The sequence below is a fragment of the Streptomyces sp. NPDC043738 genome, assembly GCF_056436545.1.
The window spans coordinates 145,026-159,995 of the sequence record NZ_JBWKCJ010000016.1; the positions used below are offsets into that span (position 1 = coordinate 145,026).

Below are 14,970 nucleotides of genomic sequence, written 5' to 3' on the forward strand. Positions count from 1 at the left end.
GTGGTACGGATCGCGCCGGTTGCGGCGGCGGTCAGGCCGATCAGGCCGTAGATGATGGTGCTGATGCCGATGAACGGCAGTCCTCCGTGCATGTCACCGACGGTAGCGAAGTCGAGCGGGGAGCGGTTCCGGAGGTCGCCTCCTGTGGATAACTCTCGGGGGCCGCGGGCGAGTTGCCCGTGTGACGCGAGGGCAGTGCGCGGGCGGCCAGGGCGCCGAGTGCGGCGACGACCGCCAGAGCCACCAGCGTGCGGCTCGTCGCGGCGGTGAGGCCGGTCAGCATGGTCGCGGTGGCGACGCCGAGCGTGGGGCCGATGTTCATCGCGGTCTGCTGGAGCCCGCCGGCCACCCCGGCGTCGCCCGCGGACGCATGCCGCACGATGACGGCGGTCGCGGTGACCATCACGGCGCCGAAGCCGGCCCCGAGCAGGAAGCAGCCCGCGCCGATCATCAACGCCGTTGAGCCCCGGTCGAGTTGGGCGAGGAGGAGGATGCCGGCGGTCACCAGGGCCATCGCCACGGCGGAGGTGCGGCGAGGGCCGTACCGGCGCTGCAGCACGGCCGCGGCCGGTGCGCTCAGCACCATCATCACGGCCAGCGGAAGCACCCGCAGGCCGCACTGGAGCGGGTCCAGACCGAGGACGTCCTGCAGGAAGTAGGTGGCGACGAAGAGGGTGCCGAACAGGGCGGCCGAAGCGGACAGGAGGATGCCGAGCGCGGCGGCAACGGTCCTTGAAACCAGCACACTTGGCGGCACCAGCGGGTTCGCCGTGCGCCGCTCGTGCCGGACGAAGGCGGCACCGGCGACCGCCGCCGCGACCGGCGCCAGCACGACGGTCGTCGTCCACCCCGTCTCCGGCAGGGCGACGAGGGTGTGGACCAGGCACACCAGGGTGATCGCGAGCAGGCCGGCGCCGGGCAGGTCGAGCCGGGTGGCGGCGGCACGCCGCGGCGCCTGCGGGGCCCCCGCGGGCAGGCGTACGACGAGAGCCAGTACTCCGGCCAGCGCCGCAGGTGCCACGTTGAGGAAGAAGACTGCCCGCCAGCCCAGGTGGGCGACGAGTGCGCCGCCGACCACCGGGCCGGCGGCGGCCGACAGTCCGATGGCGCTGGTGCGCAGCGCGAGGGGCATGCCGAGCCGGTCGGGCGGGTACGCGGCGCGCAGCATCCCCAGCGTGGCCGGTTGCAGCAGCGCGCCGAAGACCCCCTGGGCGACGCGCAGACCGATCACCCAGCCGACACCGGGTGCCAGGCCGATACCCGCCGAAGCGGCGCCGAAGCCGAGGATCCCGGTGGCGAAGACCTTTTGGTGACCGTACCGGTCGCCGAGGCGGCCCGCGAAGACCAGCAGGCCGGCCACGGCGATGAGGTAGCCGGTGCTGGTCCACTGGACCTGTGCGAACGAGGCGTGCAGGTCCCGCTGCAGGGTGGGTTGGGCGACCGTCAGCACGGTGCCGTCCAGGGCGACGATCGCGGCTCCGGTGATGCTGCCGGCGAGGGTGAGGCGCCGATGGCGGATCGAGGTCATCGCTCCTCCAGCCCGAGGTGTGCGTCCAGTACTGCACGCAGCAGCGGTTCGACGTCGTCGGCCTGTGTCGCGAGCTGGAGGCTGCCCCATCCCCACAGCTGGGCGATGCCGTGCAGATTCGCCCACAGCGCGCCCGCGACCACCGGTGGCGCCTGGCCGGTGGACGGCCGCACGCGGGCGACGAGGTCCACGAGGAGGCGGAACAGCGGCAGGCTGGTCTCCCGCAGGCCGTGCTGGTTGCTCTCCAGCAGGTCGTGACGGAACATCAGCTCGTACATGCCGCGGCGGGTCCGTGCGAAGTCGAGGTAGCACCTGCTCAACGCCGTGAGCTGGGACCGCGGGTCCGTCCGCCCGGTGCCGAGGGTCTCGGTGGCCGCGGCGGCCAGCTCGGTGAAGCCCTGTCGCGCGATCGCGGAGAGCAGGGCCAGGTGGGTCGGGAAGTACCGGCGCGGGGCCCCGTGGGAGACCCCGGCCCGGCGGGCGATCTCCCGTAGCGACAGGGCTTGTGCGCCCTGGCTGTTCACCAGGTCGACACCGGCCTCGACCAACCGGGCACGCAGGCCCGGGTCCTGTGCGGGTTCACTCATGGACACTGTCTACCAGAGTGCGTAGACAGTGTCTACGCGACTGGGACGACTCGGGACGGCCGAGCCCCGCACCCCGTCAGGCGAACGAGCCCCGCACCCCGTCAACGGTGAAGCGGTGACGGCGTGCGGGGCTCGCGGCATACAACGACGCCGGCCGCCGCGCCCCGTGGGGGCGAGCGCGACGGCCGGCGCATGGAGCTGAGGCGACTACTCGACGACCTTCAGCAGCTTGTTGGGCGTGCCCTCGCTCGGGTTGGAGATCTTGTCGGGCGTGGCACCTTCGGTCAGGGCCTTCTCCACGTCCGCGGGCTTGGCGTCCTGGTGACCGGCCAGGTAGACCGCGGCGGCACCGACGACGTGCGGGGTCGCCATGGACGTACCGGAGATGGTGTTGGTGGCGTCGTCGCCGGTGTTCCAGTCCGAGGTGATGTCGGAGCCGGGGGCGTAGAGGTCCACCACGCTGCCGAAGTTGGAGAAGTCGGACTGCTCGTCCTTGTCGGTGCTGGAGGCCACCGTGATGGCCTCCTTCACGCGCGCCGGGGAGCCCTGGCCCGCGTCGGCGGACTCGTTGCCCGCCGCGACGGCGAAGGTGACACCGGAGTCGATGGCCTTCTTCACGGCCGCGTCGAGGGCCTCGTCCGCGCCGCCACCGAGGGACATGTTGGCGACCGAGGGGCCCTTGTGGTTCTTGGTGACCCAGTCGATGCCCGCGACGACCTGCTCGGTGGTGCCGGAGCCCTGGTCGTCGAGCACGCGGACGGCGACGATCTTCGCCTTCTTGGCGACACCGTGCGCCTCGCCGGCGATGGTGCCCGCGACGTGCGTGCCGTGGCCGTTGCCGTCGTCGGCGTTGTCGTCGTTGTCGATCGCGTCGAAGCCGGAGCTGGCGCGGCCGCCGAAGTCCTTGTGGCTGATGCGGACACCGGTGTCGATGACGTACGCGGTGACGCCCTCACCGGCGCTGTCGGGGTAGTTGTACTTCTTGTCGCCCTTGGTGTCCGCCTGGTCGATGCGGTCCAGGCCCCACGACGGCGGGTTGTCCTGGGTGGCGTCGATGTGGAACTTCTTGTTCTGGACGACCTTGTCGACGGCCGGGTCGGCGGCGAGGCGCTTGGCCTCCTCCTCGTTCAGGCCGGTGGTCGAGAAGCCGCCGACGGAGGAGTAGTTCCGCTTGACCTCGCCGCCGTACTTGGCGGCCAGGTCGCCGCTCTGCGCGGTGCGGACCGACTTCTTCATCATGACGATGTAGCTGCCGCTCACGGCACCCTTGGCCTCGGCTCCGTAGATCTTGCCTTCGGCCGGGGCCGGGGATGCGCCCGCGGTGACGGCGGTGACCGCGGCGACACCCGTCGCGGCGACCGCGGCGGCTATCGACGTGATCAGCCGCTTCTTGCTGGAACGCTTGTGAGCCATTGCGAGGGTTCTCCTCGTTCTTGGTGTGGGGGGAAAGCGTTGCGTCAACAGCCCGTGTACACAGGAAAATCTGCGTCGGGCTGGCTCGAAACCCTGTCTGATTGACGAGTCCAATTCAAGGGGGACCCGGCCGTGTGAGATAAGCAACAAGCCTGCAAAAATCTCAAAGGGCGCCAGAACCGGGCAAAAGATCTTGCGACTTGAAGCATTCAGGCTCAACTCCGTTTACTTTCACGCAACAGAGGGCAGGTTCGGGCCCATTTGAGGACCGTTCCGGACCCATTCGGGCAACGCGGACGCGATGAGGTCCGCCGCCCGACGGGTGCCGCCCTCGCTCGCCACCTGGCGGGTCAACCGCACGGCCCACGCGGCCACTTCGGGGTCGCGCACCGGAAACGGCACCGCCTCGCGCAGCGCCCGCGCGCCGGCCTCAGCCGCCCTGGTGCGGGGCGGACCACTGCGCCCCGTCGGCGTGGCCGGCCCCACCGCCTCCTTCAGCGCTGATACCGCGCCAGCACCACGTTGCCGTCCTCGACCAGTCGCTCCCGCAGGGTGTTCAGGCCGATGGCGCCGCTGTAGTACTCCTGCAGCCCGGGAGTCGCGATCTTGTCCTTCCACTCCGGGTAGCCGCGAACGGACTGCGCGGGGGCGGAACGCAGTGACCCGGCCAGTGCGGTACCCGTCGCCCAGTCGTGACGCCGCATCCGCAGCGCCGGGTCCGCCAGCGCCTCCTGACCCGTCGGCAACATCCAGTCCCCCAGGGCGAGCCGGACCATGTTCGCCGGCCGGAGGAGGAAGTCGATGAAGGCCATCGCCTCTTCCTTGTACGGGCAGTCCTCGGCGACCGACAGGGTCTGCGGGCTGACGCCCTGGGCGAGCGCGGTGCCCTTGGGGGCGGGCAGCACCGTCCAGTCGAAGCCCTTGGGGGCCTGCTGAGCGATCTGCTGACGGTAGGAGAAGCCGAGCGGCACCATCGCGTAGCGGCCGGCGAAGAATCCCGGGAGGGTGTCGGAGCCGCCCATGCCCAGCGTCGCGCGGGAGGCGCTGCGGTCGACGTTCAGCTGGTCGTGGATGGTGCGCGGCACCACCTGGTCGACGGCGTCGAAGCGGACCTCCACCTTGCCGTCGGGGTGGCGGTGGAAGATCCGGCCGCCCGTGGACAGGGCGAGGTTGAGGGTGGCCGAAACGGGCTCCTTGAGCGGCCAGGCGACCCCGTGGCCGGTGCCGCGGGTCAGCCGCTGGGCCGCCTCGGCGAACTCCTGCCAGGTCCAGGGGTGTTCGGGAGTGGGGATACGTACCCCGGAGCGCCGCAGCCTGCCGCGGTCTGCGATCAGCACCCGGGGCTCCTGGAGGAACGGGACACCGTAGATCCGGCCGTTGAAGGTGCCGCTCTCCCAGCTCCGGCGCGGGATGTCCTGCTTCAGGCGCGGCGGCAGGAGGTCGGTGAGGTCGGCGAGATCACCGCCGTAGGCGAAGTCCGCGAGGTCGTCGGAGGCGTCGTGGATGATGTCCGGGGCCTCGCCGCCCTCGAAGGAGGTCAGCAGCTGGTCGTGGACGGTGGGCCAGGCGCCCTGCACATACTGCACCTGGACCTTGGGGTGCCGTCGGTTCCACTCCGCGACCAGTTGCCGGTTGGCCTTGAGGGAGTCCTGCTGCCAGGCGAGCGACTGGAAGCGCAGCGTGATGCGGCCGCCGGCCCCACGGCGGCGCCGGTCGTCCGCACAGCCCGGCAGCAGCGCCGCGGCGGGCAGTGCGGCGGCGGCCGCGAGCAGCCTGCGACGGGTGATGGGGGCGGCCGTCGTCGTCTCGTCGCCGGCCCGCATCAGTGCTTCACCGCCCCGGCGAGCATCCCGCCCGTGATCCGCCGTTGGATCACGGCGAAGAGGAGCAGGCTGGGGAGGGTGGCCAGCAGCGCCGCGGCGGCGAGCGGGCCGAGGTCGGCGACGCCCTCCGCCCCGAGGAAGTGGGTCAGCACGACCGGCAGTGTCTGCTTCCCGGGCGACTTGAGCAGGACCAGGGCGAAGAAGAACTCGTTCCAGGCGGTGATGAAGGCGAACAGCGCGGTGGCCACGATGCCCGGCGCGAGCAGCGGCGCGGTCACCGAGACGAGCGTACGCACCCGGCCGGCGCCGTCCACGGCGGCGGCCTCCTCCAACTCGGGCGGCACCGCCCGGACGTAGCCGGTCAGCATCCACAGGGCGAACGGCAGCGACCAGACCACATAGACCATGATCAGACCGATTCTGGAGTCCACCAGATGCAGGCCCTTCAGGACCAGGAACAGCGGGATGATCACCAGCACCAGCGGGAAGGCCTGGCTGATGACGACCCAGCCCGTGGCGGCCCGCGAGAGCCGGTTGCGGTAGCGCGCCAGGACGTACGCCATCGGGGTCGCCAGCACGACCGCGATCAGCGCGGAGACCGCGGCGGCCAGCAGGCTGTTGCCCGCGGCGGCCAGCAGCGGCTGCTGCTCGAAGGCCTGCCGGAAGTTCTCCAGGGTCGGCGCCTTCGGTATCCACGTGGGGTGGATGCTGCCCAGCTCGCGCGGTGGCTTGAACGCGGTGGAGAGCAGCCAGAGGAAGGGGAAGGCGAGGAAGAGGAGGTAGGCCAGGAGCGCGGTGTACTGGCCGGTGCGGGTGGCGGTGCGCCGCACGGCAAGAGCGCCTGCCGTCCGGCGCGGGGCGCCGCGCTCCGTCCGGCTCGTCGCCGCCGTGGCGCTCCTTCGCGGTCTCCCGCTCGTCCGCCGCGCACCGTTCACCGGTCGTCCTCCCCCTTCAGCCGGCCGACCAGGTAGCAGGCCAGGAGTACCGAGATCACCGCGACCATCGCCAGGCCCATCGTGGCGGCGTACCCGAACTGCCCGTAACGGAAGGCCTCTTCGTAGGCGAAGAGCATCGGCAGCCTGGTGCGGCCGCCGGGTCCGCCGTCGGTCAGCACATAGACCAGGGCGAAGGAGTTGAAGTTCCAGATGAAGTTGAGGGCGGTGACGGCGAGCGCGACGGGCCTGATGGCCGGCCAGGTCACCGTGCGGAAGCGGCGCCAGGCCCCCGCACCGTCCATGGCCGCGGCCTCGTGCAGCTCGTGCGGCACGTTCTGCAGACCGGCCAGGAGGGTGACGGTGGTCTGCGGCATCCCGGCCCATACGCCGACGACGACGACCGCGGGGAGGGCGGTGGCCAGCCCGCTCAGCCAGTCACGTCCGTCGGCTCCGGACAGGCCGACGCCGCGCAGCGTCTCGTTCAGGACACCGGCGTCCGGGTGGTAGACCAGCCGCCACATGATGCCGACGACGACCTCGGGCATCGCCCACGGAATGATCGCCAGCGCCCGGGCCAGCCAGCGCAGCCGCAGGTTCAGATGGAGCAGCAGGGCGAGGCCGAGGGCCAGGAAGAACTGCGGGACGGTGACACCGAAGGCCCATAACAGGCCGATCCGGAACGAATCCCAGAACAGGGAGTCCTGGAAGAGGTCGGAGAAATTCAGCAGTCCCACGAACCGGGTGGCCTGGACCCGGCCCGACTGGGCGTCGGTGAAGGCCAGCCCGATGCCGTACAGCAGCGGCCCCACGCTCAGCACCAGGATGGGGAGCAGGGCGGGCAGCACGAGGAACCACGCGCCGTGGTCGCGCCGCGCGCTCCCGGCGCGGCCCGTATCCGCCGCGGTGGACCGCCGGGGCGCGGTCGCGAGGGTCACAGCGGGGGCTCCCCGCCGCGTGTGCCCGTCTTCGGCGCCTGTGCCATCGCGCTCCCCCGTCCCCGTTCGCCCGCCGTCGTGTCCCCAGTCGGCCGCCGTCATCGTCGTGAGGGCCGCCACGGCAGTCAAGGTCCCGGTCGCGATCCACGGCGGAACTCCCCGCGGGAAGGGTGTGGCGAGGTGTCCTGCGACACTGGTCGCGATCGCGCACCGCAGGAGGCATCACCATGACCGAACCGAGCCCCGCCGCCTTCACCGAGGCACGCGCCCGGGACGTACTGGCCGCGGCCGGGCGGCCGGACGCGGCGGCCGACGCCCGGCTGCTCGCGCTCGGCGAGAACGCCGTCTTCGCCCTCGGCGACGGCGGTCCGGTGGTACGGGTGGGCCGCAGCGCCGAACTCCTGGAGCGCGCCGAGCGGGAACTGGGCGTGGCGCAATGGCTGGCGGCCGCGGGCGTACCGGCGGTGCGGGCCGCGGAACCGGTGGCCACGCTCGTCGACGGGCACCCCGTGACGTACTGGGAGCGGCTGCCGGAGGCCGTCCGCCCGGCCGGGCCGCAGGATCTCGCCGCGCTGCTGAAGCTGGTCCACGCCCTGCCGGAGCCGCCGTTCGCGCTGCCCCGGCGCGAGCTGCTGGGCGGTGTCGAACGCTGGCTGCGGCTGGCGGGCGACGCCGTGTCCGCGCCGGACGCGGAGTATCTGCGCGGGCGGCGCGACGCGTTCGCGGCCGCCGCCACGGCGCTGGAGCCGCATCTGCCCCGCGGCCCGATCCACGGCGACGCGCTGACCCGCAACGTCCATGTCGGACCCGACGGTCCGGTACTGGTGGACCTGGAGACCTTCTCCTCCGATCTGCGCGAACACGATCTGGTCGTGATGGCGCTCAGCCGGGACCGCTACGGCCTGGGCCCGGACGCCTACGACACCTTCGTGTCCGTCTACGGATGGGACGTACGGGACTGGGAGGGCTGTGCCGTGCTGCGCGGGTCGCGGGAGACGGCGAGCTGCGCCTGGGTCTCGCAGCACGCACCCGGAAACCCGTCGGCGCTCAAGGAGTTCCGCCGCCGGATCGCCTCACTGCGGGAGAAGGACGCGACGGTGCGGTGGTATCCCTTCTGAGGCCGGGAGCGAGGTGGCGCGTCCGTGCCGCGGGCAGGAGCGGTGTTACGGCATCCGCGCCGCGGCCCGGCCCATACGAGGACGGACCGGGGCGCGCCGCGGACGGGCGGCCGCGCTACCGGACCGGACCGGCCTGGTACGGAATCAGCGGCCAGGCCGGTTCGACTATCGCCCGGGGGTCGCCGGAGCGCCGCAAGTACGCCTGGAACGAGGCGGCTTGCTCGGCGGCGGCCTGCTCCTGGAGGGCGTGCAGAGCGCGGGGCGAGGGGAGGGCGACGGCCGGGTACTTCTCCCCGATGCGGCGGGCGACACCGGCGGCGGCCGCCGCGTCCGCGCCCGCTTCGTGTGCGTCCTCCAGCCGGACGCCGTAGTGGCCGCACAGCGCCTGCAGCGCGCGCTTGCCCTTGCGGTAGCGGTCCACGTGCTTGTCGAGGACGAGTGGGTCGATGACCGGCGCGGGGGCCTGGCCCAGCCGGTCGGTCAGCGTCCGCAGGCCGTGGCGCCGGCATTCGCGGTCCAGGAGGGAGAGGTCGTAGCGGGCGTTCATCACCACCAGGGGGATCTCCGCGCGCAGAGCCTCGGCCAGCTCCTCGGTGATCTCCTCTATGGCCGCCGCCGGCGACTGCCCGTGTTCTTGGACATATGCGGTCGAAATGCCATGTATGGCCGCGGCCTCATCGGGAATCGGCACGCCCGGATCCAGCAGCCAGGTCCGCTTCGCGGCGGCCCGGCCGTCCCCCTCCAGCCGGACCAGGGCGGCGGTGACGATGCGGTCCTGCTCGACGTCTGTGCCCGTCGTCTCCAGGTCGAAGCCGACCAGCAGCTCCTGATGCCAGCTCATGCCGAAACCTCGCTTCGCTCGGCCTCGCACTCGCGCGGCACGCACCCGCGTTCCCTGCGCTCGCTGCCCTCGCTCATGCGGCCTCCTTCGGTGGTACTTCCCCCGTTGCTCGCCCACTCTCCCACGCACCACTGACAATCCACCGGCCACCCGTCGCGGCACGGGCGCCCCTGTCGCGCGGGCCCCCTAGGCTGACCGCCATGGACCTACGGCTGGCAGGACACGGCGCGCTGGTGACGGGCAGCAGTTCGGGGATCGGCGCGACCATCGCCGAGACGCTGGCGGACGAGGGCTGCGAGGTGCTCGTCCACGGGCGGAACGCCGGGGCCGCGGCGGCCGTCGCCGAGCGGATCGCGCGCCGCGGGGTACGGGCGGAGGTGGTGCTCGGCGACCTGACCGAACCGGGCGTCGCCGAACAGGTCGCCCTCACCGCACGCGACTTCGGGGCGCACATCCTGGTCAACAACGCCGGTCCGTTCACCGAGCACGACTGGGAGAGCTCCCGGCCCGCCGACTGGCGCGCCGCCTTCGAGGGAAATGTGCTGCCGACGGTGCGGGTCAGCCAGACGCTGCTGCCCTCGCTGCGCGCGCACGGCTGGGGCCGGGTGATCACCATCGGCAGCCGGGCCGTACGCACACCGCTGCCCAACATGGTGACGTACTCGGCGGCCAAGGCGGCCGTGGTGAACATGACCACGAGCCTGGCCAGGCACCTCGCGGGGAGCGGGGTGACCGCGAACTGCGTGAGCCCGGGAGTGATCGTCACCCCGTCGATGCACCGCATGTGGCAGGAACGGACCGCGGCGGGCGACGGGGGCGGCAGCGGGTCGGACGCGGCGGGCGAACTCGGCGAGCAGGACGAGCCGGACGAGGCGGACATCGTCGCGCGGTACGCGCCGAATCCGGTCGGGCGGCTGGGGCGGCCGGAGGACATCGCGTCCGCGGTGGCCTATCTGGCGAGCCCGCGCGCCGATTACGTCAACGGAATCGAGCTGCGGGTCGACGGGGGCATCACGGGGACACCGTAGGACGCCGCCGCCGCGCCGCCGTCGCCGCCGCGCCCCCTCACCGCCCGCCCTCCAGCGCCGTCCGCGCCTTCCTCTCCCCCACCGCCTCCCCCGCCGTCCGCGTCCTGCCCGCTCCGACCGCCGCCGTCCCCTCGCTCGCCTCCGCCGGCGTGCTCACCTCCGCCACCAGCGCGTCCGGTGCCGTCTCCGCGCCGCTCGCGTACGCCGCCGCGAAGGCCTGCCCGCCCAGGCCCCGGAGCGCCGCGGCCGTACCGCGCGCGACGTCACCGCGCTCCGCGACGGGCTGCGGCGCCCCGGCCGCGGCGCGCAGCGCGCCGGCGCCGCCCAACAGCCGGGCCGCGGAGGCGAAGCGGCCGCCCAGCGCCTGGGCACCGGCCAGGCCTTCCAGCGCCAGCGCGACGGCACGGGGATCGGCGGTGGCGCGGGCCGCCGCGAAGCCGTCCAGGTGGCGGCGGCGGGCGACCGGCGCATCGCCCCGCAGCTCGGCCACGAAACCCAGCTCGGCCAGGACGAACGCGGTACCGGGGTCGCCGTCCCGCCCTCGGCACCACTCCAGCCAGGGCAGCAGATGCGCCTCGGCGTCCTCGAGGCGGCCCTCCCTTCTGGCGCCGAGCGCGAGTCCGGTCTCGGCGAACATCTCGCCGCGCCGGTGCGAGTGTTCGGCGGCCAGCCGCAGGCCCCGCTCGTGGAAGTCCCGGGCAGCGGCCACCTCGCCGGTCAGCAGCGCGATCCGGCCCAGGCCGGAGAGCTGGTACGAGGCCTGGATCCCCAGGCCGAGTTCCTCGGCGATCCGCAGCCCGTCCCGATGGAGCCCGGCCGCCCGGGTGTAGTCGCCGGTGATCTCCGCGATCGCGCCGAGCGCGTCGGCCGCCTGCAACTGGCCCCAGCGGTCGCCCAGTTCGGCGAAGAGGGCGGCGCTCTCCTCCGCGTCGCGGCGGCGCGCGGCCGGCTCCCTGCCGCCCGCCAGCCGGGCGCGGCTGCTCAGCGCAGCGGCGGTGCCCCAGCGGTCGCCCAGCGCACGGAAGGCGGCCAGCGCTTCCGACAGCCGACGCGCCGCCACCGCGCTGTCGCCGAGGCCCACCTGGGCGTACCCCAGGAACCACTGTGCCCAGGCCCGGTCCCGCGGCTCCTCGTGCTCCTCGTACCGCCGCAGTACGTCGGCCGCCCGCCGCACGGGGTCGGCGTCGCCGCCCGCCAGGGACGCCATCCCGACCTGCCAGGCGGCCGCTCGCAGCCGGCGCCCCGCCAAGGCCGTGGTGCCGTCCCCCTCGGGGTCCGCACCGGGCGGCGCGGGGACCGCGAGCGCCGCCTCCAGCGAGCGGCCCGCCTCCGCGAGCCGGCCGCGCAGGAACCAGTACCAGGCCAGTGCGTCGACCAGGCGCAGCGCACGGTCCGCCGCGCCGCCGCGGACCCAGCCGTCCAGCGCCGCCCGCAGATTCGCGGCCTCCTGGTCGAGCCGTTCCAGCCACTTCCGCTGGTCCGCCCCGTACAGCAACGGCTCGGCGCGCTCGGCCAGTTCGGTGTAGTAGTCGTGGTGGCGGCGGCGCACCGCGGTCAGCTCTCCGGCCTCCCGCAGGCGTTCGAGGCAGTACGCCCCCACCGTCTCCAGCAGGCGGTAGCGCACTCCGTACGGCGTGGGGGCCACCGCCACCAGGGAGCGGTCCACAAGACGGACCAGGAGATCCAGTACCTCGTCGGGCCGTATGCCGTCGCCCGCGCAGACCGTCTCGGCGGCCTCCAGGGTGCAGCCGTCCGCGTGTACGGCCAGTCTGCGCAGCACGGTGCGCTCGGGGAGGCCCAGCAGCTCCCAGCTCCAGTCGATCATCGCGCGCAGGGTCTGCTGCCGGGCCGGCGCACCGCGCCGGCCGGCCGCCGGCAGCCGGAACCGGTCGTCCAGCCGGGCGCTCAACTCCCGCACGCCCAGCGCGCGTACGCGGGTGGCGGCCAGCTCCAGGGCGAGCGGGATGCCGTCCAGGCGGCGGCAGATCTCCGCGACGACGGGGGTGGTGTCGGCGTCCAGCGCGAAGCCGGGGTCGGCGGCGCCGGCGCGGGCGGCGAACAGCGCGCGGGCGCCGGCCGGCTCCAGCGGCGGTACGGTCCACACCACCTCGCCCGCCAGGCCCAGCGGTTCCTGGCCGGTCACCAGCGCCCGGAGCTCCGGCGCGGCGGCGAGGAGCGCCGCGGTGACCTCGGCGGCCGCCTCGACGACATGCTCGCAGTTGTCCAGGACGAGCAGCAGGCGCTTGCCCCGTACCGCGCCGACGAGCCGCTCCGCCACCGGGCCGGCCGCGGCGCCCTCCCGGATACCGAGCACGGCCAGTACGGCCTCGGCCACCTCGGCGGCGGTGCACTTGGCTGCACGCCCGCCCGCGGCGTCGTCCGCGCGGCTCAGCGCGGCCAGTTCCACGAGCCAGACGCCGTCCGGGAAGGCGTCGGCGGACCGGCCGGCGGTCTCCAGGGCGAGCCGCGTCTTGCCCACGCCACCGGGGCCGGTGAGCGTCACCAGGCGGGTGGTCGCGAGGAGCCGGCCGACCCGGTCCACGGCGTCCTGGCGACCGAGGAGTTCGGTGAGGGGGGTGGGGAGGTTGGTGCGCGGGCGCGGGGCGGGGCCGGCGGCCGCCACCGCCGCGGCCCCGGAGTGCCCGGCACCCGCGCCGCTCGCCTCCCAGGGTTCCTGCCGCAGAATCGCCTGATGGACCGCGGTCAGCTCGGCACCGGGGTCCACCCCCAGCTCCTCGGCCAGTTGCGCGCGTACGGCGCCGTACGCGGCCAGCGCCTCGCTCTGCCGTCCGGCCCGGTACAGGGCGGTCAGCTGCAGCGCACGCAGCCGTTCCCGCAACGGGTGCCGGGCCGCCAGAGCGGTCAGCTCGCCGGTCAGGGCGGTGTGCTCGCCCAGCTCCAGGCGTGCCGCGGCCCGCTCCTCCAAGGCGGTCAGCCGCTGCTCCTCCAGGCTCTCGGCCACCGGGCGCACCAGGTCGTCGTCGGCGAATCCGGCGAAGGCCGGGCCCTGCCACAGCGCCAGGGCCTCACCGAGCAGGCCGGCCCGCTCCCGCGCGGTGGCGGCCGCGTGGGCGCGGGCCGTCAAGGCGGTGAAGCGGGCGGCGTCCAGGGCGTCGGCCGGGATGTCCAGCCGGTAGCCGGGCGGGGCCGCCGTCACCAGTTTGCGGGCGCCGGGCTCCGCGGTGTCCAGGGCGCGGCGCAGCTGGGAGACCTTGCTCTGGAGGGAGGCGGTCGGGTTCGCGGGCGGCCGCCGGCCCCAGAGGTGGTCGATGAGCCGGGTCGCGGACACCGGGCGGCCGCGGTGCGCGAGCAGCGCGGCGAGCAACGCCCGTACCTTCTTCTCCGGGACGGGGGCGCGAGCGCCGTCGGCGGTCCGCACGTCCAGCGGAGCCAGTACGCGGAATTGCATGCGTCAACCGTACGAGGTGGTCAGGAGACCGGCCGCGAGTCCGCCCAGATGCTCTCGAACTCCTCCCGGTAGGTCTCGAAGAGGCCGTGGTCGCCGTCGCGCCCGTCGCGGGCGTCCTGGCGGACGACCTCGCGGGAGCCGCCGCGCAGCACCAGGACGGGGGACTCCATGCCCCGGCTCTTGCGGAGGTAGGGCTGTACGACGGCCAGACCGTCGGGGCCGTCGCCGTCGACGAGGTAGGCGGTGAAGCGCGGGGTCTCGTCGAAGACCTGGATCTCGAAGGCGCCGGGGTCCCGCAGACGGGCGCGCACCCGCCGCATATGGAGGATGTTCATCTCGATGGAGCGGCTCATCTCGCCCTTCTTCAGGCCGATTTCGCGCTCCCGGCGGCGGACCGCGCTGCTCGCGGGGTTCAGGAAGAGCAGCCGGACCCGGCAGCCGGATTCGGCGAGCCGCACCAGGCGTCGGCCGGAGTAGTTCTGGACGAGGAGGTTCAGGCCTATGCCGACGGCGTCGAGGCGGCGGGCGCCGCCGAAGAGGTCCTCGGCGGGCAGCTGCCGCTGGAGGCGGACCCGGTCGGGGTGCACGCCGACGACATCGGCGTAGCGGTCGCCGACCAGGTCCTCCACCGCGTCGATCGGCAGCCGGCCGGAGATCCGGGTGCCGGTGCCGGAGCCGAGGATGTCCAGGAGCCGGGCGGAGGCGCGCTCGGCCTGGGCGAGGACGGTCTGCGACAGGGCGCGGTTGCGGGAGACGATGTTGCGGGCGACCTCCAGCTCGTCGAGGGCCAGCTCGACCTCGCGGCGGTCGTCGAAGTACGGCTCGAAGCAGGGCCAGTGCTGGACCATCAGTTCGCGGAGTTGCGGCAGCGTCAGAAAGCTGACGATGTTGTCGTCGGCGGGGTCGAGGAGGTATCCCTTGCGGCGGCTGACCTCGCGGACGGCGACCGCGCGCTGCACCCACTCCTGCCCGGCGGGGCCGGCCGCGGCGACGACCCATTCGTCGCCGTGCACCGGTTCGTAGATGGGCCGCAGGACCGCCGCGACCACGGCCCGCAGCCGCTGCTCCACGAGATTCAGCCAGATGTAGGCACGACCGGCCCGGCGGGCCCGGGTACGCACCTCGCTCCAGGCGTCGGCGCCCCAGTCCAGCTCCGCCCCGATCTCCAGCGGCCGTGCCAGGGACACCGCGCCGGGCGGTGCGTCGACGGAGCCGCCTTCTTGAGCCTCGTGACTCTCGTCACCAGGGGGCAACTCCAGCCCGCCGCTCACCTGCCACCGCCTCCCGAACCCCCGTGCCAACGATCAAGGCAGACTACTGCGGTGCGGGAGACGGTGCAGCAGGATGGGTCGA

Annotated in this window: 11 protein-coding genes; 2 read left to right on the forward strand and 9 right to left on the reverse strand. The window is 73.6% G+C overall.

All coding sequences use genetic code 11. The features are described from left to right. Window positions 1–40: 40 nt before the first annotated feature. The 6 genes from AC0680_RS21825 to AC0680_RS21850 form a co-directional block, all read right to left on the reverse strand. The gene (locus tag AC0680_RS21825; protein ID WP_478631184.1) at window positions 41–1,528 is read right to left on the reverse strand and encodes an MFS transporter; all 1,488 of its coding nucleotides are present in this window, start codon (window positions 1,526–1,528) and stop codon (window positions 41–43) included. After that, on the reverse strand, window positions 1,525–2,115 hold the full coding sequence (locus tag AC0680_RS21830; RefSeq protein WP_478631186.1) for a TetR/AcrR family transcriptional regulator: 591 nt from the start codon (window positions 2,113–2,115) through the stop codon (window positions 1,525–1,527). Before AC0680_RS21830 ends, AC0680_RS21825 begins: the two co-directional genes overlap by 4 nt. A 207-nt stretch (window positions 2,116–2,322) precedes the next feature. Then, window positions 2,323–3,528: a S8 family peptidase gene (locus tag AC0680_RS21835; RefSeq protein ID WP_478631187.1), complete on the reverse strand. Its 1,206-nt coding sequence runs from the start codon at window positions 3,526–3,528 to the stop codon at window positions 2,323–2,325. A gap of 494 nt (window positions 3,529–4,022) precedes the next feature. After that, window positions 4,023–5,351: an ABC transporter substrate-binding protein gene (locus AC0680_RS21840; protein ID WP_478631189.1), complete on the reverse strand. Its 1,329-nt coding sequence runs from the start codon at window positions 5,349–5,351 to the stop codon at window positions 4,023–4,025. Next, window positions 5,351–6,181, reverse strand: a complete 831-nt coding sequence (locus AC0680_RS21845; protein ID WP_478631191.1) for a carbohydrate ABC transporter permease — start codon at window positions 6,179–6,181, stop codon at window positions 5,351–5,353. Before AC0680_RS21845 ends, AC0680_RS21840 begins: the two co-directional genes overlap by 1 nt. 101 nt (window positions 6,182–6,282) lie before the next feature. Continuing rightward, window positions 6,283–7,221, reverse strand: a complete 939-nt coding sequence (locus tag AC0680_RS21850) for a carbohydrate ABC transporter permease (protein WP_478631194.1) — start codon at window positions 7,219–7,221, stop codon at window positions 6,283–6,285. Window positions 7,222–7,448: 227 nt separating this feature from the next. Here AC0680_RS21850 and AC0680_RS21855 point away from each other — a divergent pair, with 227 nt between their 5' ends. Then, on the forward strand, window positions 7,449–8,339 hold the full coding sequence (locus AC0680_RS21855) for an aminoglycoside phosphotransferase family protein (RefSeq protein WP_478631195.1): 891 nt from the start codon (window positions 7,449–7,451) through the stop codon (window positions 8,337–8,339). 115 nt (window positions 8,340–8,454) lie between these two features. On the opposite strand, the gene AC0680_RS21860 is transcribed toward AC0680_RS21855, so the two are convergent. Next, window positions 8,455–9,180 (reverse strand): exonuclease domain-containing protein, encoded by a 726-nt coding sequence (locus AC0680_RS21860; protein WP_478631196.1) that lies wholly within the window; start codon window positions 9,178–9,180, stop codon window positions 8,455–8,457. A gap of 200 nt (window positions 9,181–9,380) precedes the next feature. On the opposite strand from AC0680_RS21860, the gene AC0680_RS21865 reads away from it, so the two are divergent. Further along, window positions 9,381–10,208 (forward strand): SDR family NAD(P)-dependent oxidoreductase, encoded by an 828-nt coding sequence (locus tag AC0680_RS21865; RefSeq protein ID WP_478631198.1) that lies wholly within the window; start codon window positions 9,381–9,383, stop codon window positions 10,206–10,208. A gap of 37 nt (window positions 10,209–10,245) precedes the next feature. Here the strand turns inward: AC0680_RS21865 and AC0680_RS21870 are convergent, their stop codons facing one another. Together AC0680_RS21870 and AC0680_RS21875 are read right to left on the reverse strand one after the other, a co-directional pair. Next, complete coding sequence (locus AC0680_RS21870; protein WP_478631200.1) at window positions 10,246–13,617, reverse strand: AfsR/SARP family transcriptional regulator; 3,372 nt, start codon at window positions 13,615–13,617, stop codon at window positions 10,246–10,248. Window positions 13,618–13,637: 20 nt separating this feature from the next. Next, complete coding sequence (locus AC0680_RS21875; RefSeq protein WP_384431645.1) at window positions 13,638–14,888, reverse strand: SAV2148 family HEPN domain-containing protein; 1,251 nt, start codon at window positions 14,886–14,888, stop codon at window positions 13,638–13,640. Window positions 14,889–14,970 lie beyond the last annotated feature (82 nt).